The following is an 8,167-nucleotide window of genomic DNA, read 5'->3' as shown; positions in this document are numbered from 1 at the left end:
CAAATATTTGCTCTGTCTCAATTGGGTTTCTTGGTCGATTGTCCCATCTTCTTTGAGGGACTCCATGGCGACGGGATAAGCCGCATTTTTATCCACGGTAATGACTCGTGGAGTTCGAGTGTGCTGACCTTTCAAGACTTTACGAAAGAAGCGTGCTGCTGCCTTGCCATCCCGCTTTGCCCTTAGCATAAAGTCCAGAGTATTTCCCTCTGAATCGACAGCACGATATAGATACTTCCACATGCCCTTGCTTTTGATATACGTCTCGTCCACCCGCCACGAATCGTTCGTCGGTTTCAGGTGCCGTCGTATCCGTTTGTCTAGCTCTAGCGCATACTTCAAAACCCAACGGTTGATCGTCGAGTGGTCTATCGCCACCCCCCGCTCTTGCATCATCTCCTCTAAGTCCCGATAGCTGAGGGAGTAACGGCAATACCAGCGAACGTTGAGCAGGATGATTTCGGGCAGAAAGTGCCGCCACTTGAACAGAGTAGGAGTAGACATCGGAGAAGGAGAAGGCAAGCTGGGCTTACCTACCTTACCATCGGCTGGTTTTTGCGACATAACCTTGGAAACTTTATTGGATTGGGTCTGCAGATTGGTTTACGAATTCTACTGCTCAGGTGGAAAAATTAATGCGTCATCTACAAACATTAAGAGGTTGACAATCAACCCGTGTCAACTCTTGCTATGGGTTGATATCTTGTTGCCTCAAGTCAACAGTTCGAGTATTTTGTTTTGCCTGAGTTCTAACCTATGGCGTGAAGACATCCGTTTTTTGCAGGGGTAGGTTTGAATTGAAGTTCAAACAGGAACAGCCGTGTTGTACCGCACCCTTGGCGAAAACCGAATCTGCATTACTCAGCCTACTCATGCCTGGGTATCTGGTCAGTTAGCTCAATCTTGGGGCAATGAACAGCTTGGCACAATTGCTCCTTTCCAGGCTGTGTGCTTGGGGGCAGAACAGCATGATATTGGCTGGATACCCTGGGAAGCCGCTCCAACACTCAATTCCGAAACAGGATACCCACATAGTTTCAATGAGGTTGCACCAGAAGTTCACACCCAACTTTGGGCAGGGGCAAAACACTTGGCGATGCCAATGGGACGGTATGTGGCACTGCTCGTTTCCCTCCATGGGACAGGGCTGTATGAACGGTTTACGCACTGGAAGCGATCGCCTGAATCAACCCGGATTGTCGAAACCTTTTTGCAGCAGGAGAAGGAATTCCAAAAACAGCTCATCCGTTGCTTAGAGCAAGACCCAGCCTATGCACCATATGTCACACCCTCAATGCTCACCCGAAATCAGCGTCTTGTTGCGACTTTGGATGCGCTGTCTCTTGCGATCTGTATGGGTGTAACCGGGCAGCGACAATTTGAGCAGGTGCCGACAGCAACGAGTGACATTATTTTAACGCTAATGCCTACTGCTGATGACCCAGCACGGTTATCGTTAGTACCGTGGTGCTTTCAAACGAATGAAGTCACTGTTGTGTTTGAAGGACGGCTTCTAGAGGAGAAATTTGCTGATGAGCAAGCGATGCGCGATCGCCTTGCCCATGCTCCCTGGATAACCCTAACAGCAACGCTTTATTCAGCAGAAAAACAGAATTGAAACAATTCTATCTAACCGCCGATCGCCATACCATCGACCCAATTCCCACTCAATTTCATCCATAGTGGTGAGCGCCTCCATGATGGATTGGAATACATCGTCCTAGGTCTGCCGTGAAGGAATCACAATGACCTGTCCCAAAAGTGTTGTCTCTTCGTCTATATTCTGCTCGCTCAATCATGCAGGTCTGGTTTCTTCAGCTGTATTCGATCGCGGCAAATTCGTTTTCTTTTGAGTATCGATATCAGGTGCCGTTCGGCAAACCTGGAGAATTAGCAGAGAAAGCAAGGCAGCAAAGAAGCACCAAACCGAAACAAAGACCTGATCCAGCAACCATTGGGACGCGATCGCAGCGAGGCAGACTGCGCCACCCAGCACCTTCAGAGATCGATTTGCGGCAAGTGCAAACGGAATCAGGACAATCATGGCATAGACCAGGCGATCGACTTGCTGCGAAACCCAGGGGTCAAAGATCAAGCGTGTGTCTTATTGAATCGAATGAACAAGTAGATGAAGCGGACGTTAAGGGACTTTGACGGGGTTGAGAGGGTTATTTGCTGCCGCTTATCTTGGTCGTTAGACCGCGATTCGTATGGCTCATCGAATTCATGTGCTCGGTCAGAAAATTTTTATTTTTTCTTTGTCTAAGATCTACCTTTCTAATTAAATCTCAGACCAGCGCTGCTTCCACGTAGGCAGTGAACAGCGTACAATTTTGCCAAATTACAGTCAGCCGTTTATAGGAGATTGCCAATGACGGAGGTTAGTACTCGCCTTTACTGGTTGTTCCAGTCACTCCTTGCTTTTATGCCCTATTTACTGGCGGGTCTGATCGCTGGCGCACTCGCCCTAGCAATAGGTGTTTTCCTCGCCCGCTTTCTGCTATGGGACTGGTTGCTGCCTCTTGAAGAGTCATGCTTGTTGACTCTCAAAGCTTGGGCTAATCCGACTCTAGACCGATACATGACAGCCATAACCTGGCTGGCTCAGGGCGAAATTACTATCCCTATACTCATTGCGATCGGAGGAATTCTGGTTTACCGCAACGAGGCGGTTGCAACCCTGGTTTTGGCGATCGGGCTGAGCGGTTCATGGCTGCTTAACGGCATCTTCAAGTCTCTCTTTCAGCGAAAACGACCCGATCTATGGGCATCTTCTCAACGTCCGATGGATTACAGTTATCCCAGCGGTCACGCCATGAGTGCAATTTCCTTCTATGGTTTGTTGGCGGCTAACCTGACGCACTGTATGAATATTCCTTTAAGCATCACTGCCCCCTTGGCAACTGGCTTAACCTTAGGGGTGGGCTTTAGTCGGGTATATTTGGGTGTGCATTGGCCGACAGATGTCTTGAGTGGATGGATTGCTGGCGGCATCTGGCTGGGAGCGTGCCTGTACGGACTGATTCAGATTGGTGGGATTTGAACTGAGATTGATAGGCGAGCAGTGAAAATGCTGTCAGCTTTAATGGAAAACTGCTCTCTCAGGATCTTTAAAACTACTGCGTCAAAACAGGACTTCCGCTTTCGTCTGCAAACTTTGCCAGTAGCTCAGGTGTAGGCACGCAAATCCAAAGGGCTCTGGGAATCACCTCAACAGTGACTGGGGTAGTGCCCAGGCACTCTCCGTCTGCATGAACGTCTAAAGGTGGATAGCTTCTGACCTCAATCTTAGAGGCTCGATAGGTATTAAGCCGTTTATGAGGGAGTTGCTCACCCCGCATAGCTGTAAAGAAGTAGCGCAGATGATCCCATTTAGAGGGATTGTCAATGTAAATCACATCTAGCTTGCCATCATTCATTTTTGCCTCAGGCGCTAAGGCAAATTCTACCCCATAGCGAGGGCTGTTGCAGATGTTGACTTGTAAGGTGCGCAGACGACGTATCCGTCTGCCGTCGAAGCGTAAGACCAAACGGTGCGGGCTAAATTGCAAAAAAGTTTTGACCCCTGAGAAGATACTTTTAAGGGCAACCAGATAATTTTTCTTGATTCCTTCTTTGACTTCATCTCCACAAGGAAAGAGTGAGGCTTCTAGACCCACGCCTACCACTTCCATGAAGTAATAATTGTTCGCCTTGCCCATATCAAACCGACCATGCTCACCCTCTACCAGGATCTGGATGGCTTGGGTTAAATCGTTAGAAATATTCAAACTAGCCGCAATGTTATTACGCGTTCCTAACGGAATAATGCCTAGCATAGTTTGAGTATGCACTAATCCACGTGCTACGGCTTCGATCGTGCCATCGCCCCCGGCAACAATCACAAGTTTAGCGCCTGCTTTAGCAGCATCAGCAGCTAGACCTTCACCATCTTCATCAGGTGTGGTGGTGCAGATTTCAGCTTGAATGCCTTGAGTTTGCAAAGCTTCTGCTAGGTCAGTTAACAACTCAGGATTCTCGACAGGGCCAGAGGTAGGATTGACGATGAGTCGGGTATTCATCGCTGGCTTTTTCCTAGAGGTTTGAAGTTGGAGAGGGTGGAAGTGTGGGGTTGAACTCTGCTCATACACAGTTGCTTAGCAAAAGGTCTACTGTCCATTCGTTACGCCCAAGCGATGAGCTGATAGAACTCCACTCTTAAACTATAGCTGTCAGCTTCGACTTTTCCTTCCATCGATAAGCTGATATGTGGCTCAACAATTCAGTGTAGTGAAGCCCTGATAATCGCTTGTTTAATTCTGGCATTGCATAATCGTAGTATGAATTAAGGTCATCTTCTATGCAGTGCCCCGAGTGCTCAGGGCAAACGCATAAAACTGTGTTGTTGACATTTAAGACAGACTAACGCAAAAATCCTCAACAAATTGCACTTGTTGAGAATACTCCGGGCTACCCATAGCGAGTGCCCTCCATCACAGCGCTATACCTATTTCGAGAATCTTTTATGGAAACTGTCAGATCTGAGTACTCAAATCACCGCTTTTTTAGTACTTTTCATCATTGCAAGCTTTCTCTTTTCTATCTTTAATTAGATGGCTTGAAACAGACGCTGTAATTCACTCACTCGTTCAATAAATTGTTCCTTTTGCTTCAATAAAGATACAGATTCTGTCATTCTTACTCTCGATCGCAAAAATTGCGGTTGTGTCGCAAAGATTTCTAAATAACAGATGAACTGTTCTCGTTTGTATTGTTTTAAGCACTCACCTCAAAGATCTTATTGATGAATGAGAATTGAGATACACTGTCCCCTCGACTAATTTCTTTCACCTGCCCTTTACGGATCATTTTCATTGATTCTATCCCTCGCAATGTTCTTCTTACCGTGTTGAATGATTGAAATCCTATCATCGGTTTTACAATTCGCTTGATGTTCAGATGGTCTTGTTCAATGATGTTGTTCAGATACTTGCTCTGCCGCAATTTAGTTTCAGCTTCCAACGTTTTATCTTCCTTTAATTCATCGATAGCAACCGGATAGGCAGCATTTTTATCAATGGTAATTACCCGTGGAGTTTGAGTGTGTTGTGCTCTCAACACTTTGCGAAAAAAGCGTGCCACAGCTTTTCCGTCCCGTTTCGCACTGAGCATAAAGTCCAGGGTGTAGCCCTCCGAATCCACGGCTCGATATAGATACTTCCACGCTCCCTTGACTTTGATGTAAGTTTCGTCCACCCGCCAGGAATCATTCGTTGGCTTCAAGGGGGGTCGGATGCGTTTGTCGAGTTCTGGGGCGTACCTCAACACCCATCGGTTGATCGTCGAATGGTCTACTCTCATGCCGCGCTCCTGCATCATCTCCTCCAAGTCTCTGTAGCTGAGAGAGTAGCGACAGTACCACCGCACATTCACCAGGATGATTTCAGGCAAAAAGTGCCGCCACTTGAACAGAGTAGAAGTAGACATTGGAGAGCAAGCCAGCGGAGTTGGGCTTGTCTAGCTTACTATTGACCAGTTTTTGCGACACAACCTTAAACCCTTAATTTCCGCCCAGTTTTTCAATGCGCTTTGCTAGCAATGCGACTTGCTTGGAAAGCTTCAGGATCTCCTTCATGATTTGCACGTTATCCACAACATTGCCCTGTGAGTTAATGCCGCCTGACGGTCCAGGGGGTGTTCCGACTCCAGCTACCGACACGCCTCCATCGGGAGCATTAACAATCCCACCTCCATAGGTACGTAGAATTTCGATAGCCAAGTACGGTGTCTTGCGCAGGTTAATTACTTCCCCGTAACGGGTAATAATGTCTCTGATAATCTCGTCATCGGACAGTTTATTTGTATTCATTTTGGCTTCTCCTTCTGTTGTGTTTTATGGACGTAATCGACGTTCTCTTTCCCAGGAAACAAGAATTGTTTTTGTACCTTCCTCAACAGGAAGACCCGCGTGAATCATAGCAAAATTGCATTTTCCCGTTGGCAGCAGATTGTTCCAAATAAGGACTCGTCCAGCTTTAGCTTCAATAGTCCTATCGAATGCCCGGAAGTGAGTTTCGCCACCGTGAACGGGTGTATCTAAGTACATGATAATGCTGCGTTTTCTCTCTCCGGCAGCGGTTCGCTCCCAATTACCGCCATCGACGTGATAGTCAAACCTGTCGTTCCTGTTGTACCGTGTAGCCTGCCACTCTTCAAAATGATTGCGTGTGGTACTTAAGAGGCAAGCTAATCGCTCCTCAATGAGGGTGAGAATAGCATTAATCTCGTCACTAAACCAGATCTGTCCTGATGTCTGACTCTTTCTCATATTACTTAAATATGCCGGAGAGTTTTCATTACCGATGTATTTCACCACTACACTATCTTGCCAGTGTGTAAACTCCAGCTCTTCAAGCATTAGATTGCATTCTAGTGGAGTAATAAAGTTATCCACTACAGCAATCCCTTCTTCTTCCAATACCTCTAGAACGGTAGCCATAATTTAGCACCGGATTAACTTGTCACCAATTAGAAACTCATACTTGTTTAGGCTACGAGCAGTGCCGATCGCTTCATCGTCGATGCCAAGAAAGATGTCGCGTAACCGATTGCACGATCGTTCATTCCGCTCATGGTAGTCTGAATGATCTTCCCAGTGTGTTGTGCGTGTAGCAGCTCGATCGTATAGATGCCAGCCCAGCACGTAATGGGGATGGAATAGATCATAGCCGTGTGTAAATGCCCTGAGTGCGAGTACTACTTCGTCACCGAAAAAATATACCTGTTCATCGAGGACAATCTCGCGGTTGAATATACCCTCTGCAAAGACGAAATGAAGTGAAGCGAACCGGGCAGGAATTGGATTTTTGAGAGTGCGCCACATGGGAATTGGCTGAGCTATTAAATAAATCAGCATTCCTTGCTCTCGACTATGTGCCCAGATTTGCAGTGGGTCTAGTAGACGATTATCGGGATCGTTCTTAGGGTCATAGGGCGGAAGATATGCTGTGATCAGAGGTTTTTGAATGCCCCTCTGCTTTAGACCTTCGTGCATTTCAACTAGGTGCCGATCCCAACCAGGAATAAAACGGTGATGGGAGTCGAGAAATAATGTATATGGCTCTCCTTGCCAACGCCTCTGAAGCTCAGCCCTTGCCCAGTTGCACCCCCTACTCTCCCGATAGGACTGCTCAATAATTTCAATGTTCGGGTTTACCTGTAATGCCTCTGGCAGCGTGTCGCCCTCTGCTCGTTGCCAAAAAACACCAATGCGAAGAGCGTCCGCATCATCTGACTTTTCGACAAGATCAAGTAACGTTGGTCCCAGTTCTGTGTCACGATAGGCTGGAATCTGAACGTAGATTTTTTTCATTTGTATCGCTATGGGATGCAAATAATGAAACTAGCACGATAGACCTATCTATCAGACCTATCCATCTTTTTCATTAACGATAGTGTAATCTTTCATTCTGAACAGTTTCCTGCTGTATAAGAATCTCATCTCAAAATTAGCAAAGCAACAGCTTGGTCGAGAGTACCTTCATGGGTACTTTTTTGCAGACTTTCCTCATCTATATTTGAGATATCACGCTCCATGCTTGAGTCATGTACAGTTCAGTTATCGCCCTACAGTTATCTAAGTACATTTTTCCCATCAAGCTGCCGCAAACAAAAGAAGTACCAAAGCAAATCCTTGAATCATTTGCAGCGATGGGCGTCTTTTCTGGTTACAAGGAGACTTAACGGTTGTGTCGCAAAAACTAGGGAATGGTAAGGTAAGCAGGACTAAACTCTCCTCACAATCCTCCGATGTCTACTGCTTCTCTATTCAAGTGGCGGCACTTTTTGCCTGAAATCATCCTGCTGAATGTGCGGTGGTATTGCCGTTACTCTCTCAGCTATCGAAACTTGGAGGAAATGATGCAGGAGCGAGGAGTGGAGGTGGATTACTCGACGATCAATCGCTGGGTGTTGAAATACTCGCCAGAACTGGACAAACGGGTTCGACTGCACTTGAAGCCCACAAATGATTCCTGGCGCGTGGATGAGACTTACATCAAAATCAAGGATATGTTTATTAACCCGGCAAGGAAAGAGAGGGCAGGATTAGGAGAGAAATTGTTAGCATAGAGGTATGAACAAACCCGATGCTCGAACGCTGAATCTAGCCACTCAAAACTATCTGCGG

At 46.7% G+C, this 8,167-nt stretch carries 9 protein-coding genes and 1 pseudogene; 3 read left to right on the top strand and 7 right to left on the bottom strand.

Going from position 1 to position 8,167, the window contains the following annotated elements; genetic code table 11:
* Positions 1 to 504: IS6 family transposase (locus NDI45_RS30315; RefSeq protein WP_348250011.1), on the bottom strand; the 504-nt coding region annotated here is incomplete at its 3' end.
* 316 nt (positions 505 to 820) lie between these two features.
* Between NDI45_RS30315 and NDI45_RS30310 the strand changes: the two genes are divergently transcribed.
* On the top strand, positions 821 to 1,618 hold the full coding sequence (locus NDI45_RS30310; RefSeq protein ID WP_190793071.1) for a DUF3891 family protein: 798 nt from the start codon (positions 821 to 823) through the stop codon (positions 1,616 to 1,618).
* A 177-nt stretch (positions 1,619 to 1,795) separates the two neighbouring features.
* Here NDI45_RS30310 and NDI45_RS30305 read toward each other — a convergent pair whose 3' ends face one another.
* The gene (locus NDI45_RS30305) at positions 1,796 to 2,095 is read right to left on the bottom strand and encodes a DUF6629 family protein (protein ID WP_190793070.1); all 300 of its coding nucleotides are present in this window, start codon (positions 2,093 to 2,095) and stop codon (positions 1,796 to 1,798) included.
* A gap of 276 nt (positions 2,096 to 2,371) precedes the next feature.
* Here NDI45_RS30305 and NDI45_RS30300 point away from each other — a divergent pair, with 276 nt between their 5' ends.
* Positions 2,372 to 3,043: a phosphatase PAP2 family protein gene (locus tag NDI45_RS30300; protein ID WP_348250010.1), complete on the top strand. Its 672-nt coding sequence runs from the start codon at positions 2,372 to 2,374 to the stop codon at positions 3,041 to 3,043.
* A 73-nt stretch (positions 3,044 to 3,116) separates the two neighbouring features.
* Here the strand turns inward: NDI45_RS30300 and NDI45_RS30295 are convergent, their stop codons facing one another.
* The 5 genes from NDI45_RS30295 to NDI45_RS30275 form a co-directional block, all read right to left on the bottom strand.
* A complete protein-coding gene (locus NDI45_RS30295; protein WP_190794745.1) occupies positions 3,117 to 4,061 on the bottom strand; it encodes a YegS/Rv2252/BmrU family lipid kinase in 945 nt (314 codons plus the stop codon).
* 694 nt (positions 4,062 to 4,755) lie between these two features.
* Positions 4,756 to 5,466, bottom strand: coding sequence for an IS6 family transposase (locus NDI45_RS30290; RefSeq protein ID WP_190794746.1), 711 nt, complete (start codon positions 5,464 to 5,466; stop codon positions 4,756 to 4,758).
* Positions 5,467 to 5,539: 73 nt separating this feature from the next.
* On the bottom strand, positions 5,540 to 5,848 hold the full coding sequence (locus tag NDI45_RS30285) for a hypothetical protein (protein WP_190794747.1): 309 nt from the start codon (positions 5,846 to 5,848) through the stop codon (positions 5,540 to 5,542).
* A 24-nt stretch (positions 5,849 to 5,872) separates the two neighbouring features.
* Positions 5,873 to 6,478, bottom strand: coding sequence for a 2OG-Fe(II) oxygenase (locus NDI45_RS30280; protein ID WP_190794748.1), 606 nt, complete (start codon positions 6,476 to 6,478; stop codon positions 5,873 to 5,875).
* A 3-nt stretch (positions 6,479 to 6,481) separates the two neighbouring features.
* A complete protein-coding gene (locus NDI45_RS30275) occupies positions 6,482 to 7,351 on the bottom strand; it encodes a GlcNAc-transferase family protein (protein ID WP_190794749.1) in 870 nt (289 codons plus the stop codon).
* Positions 7,352 to 7,788: 437 nt separating this feature from the next.
* On the opposite strand from NDI45_RS30275, the pseudogene NDI45_RS30270 reads away from it, so the two are divergent.
* Positions 7,789 to 8,046: pseudogene (locus NDI45_RS30270) on the top strand (IS6 family transposase); the annotation flags it as partial.
* Positions 8,047 to 8,167 lie beyond the last annotated feature (121 nt).

The sequence above is a fragment of the Leptolyngbya sp. GB1-A1 genome (assembly GCF_039962475.1).
Taxonomy (GTDB): Bacteria; Cyanobacteriota; Cyanobacteriia; order Elainellales; family Elainellaceae; genus Leptolyngbya_A.
This window is presented reverse-complemented; position numbering and strand designations above follow the sequence as displayed.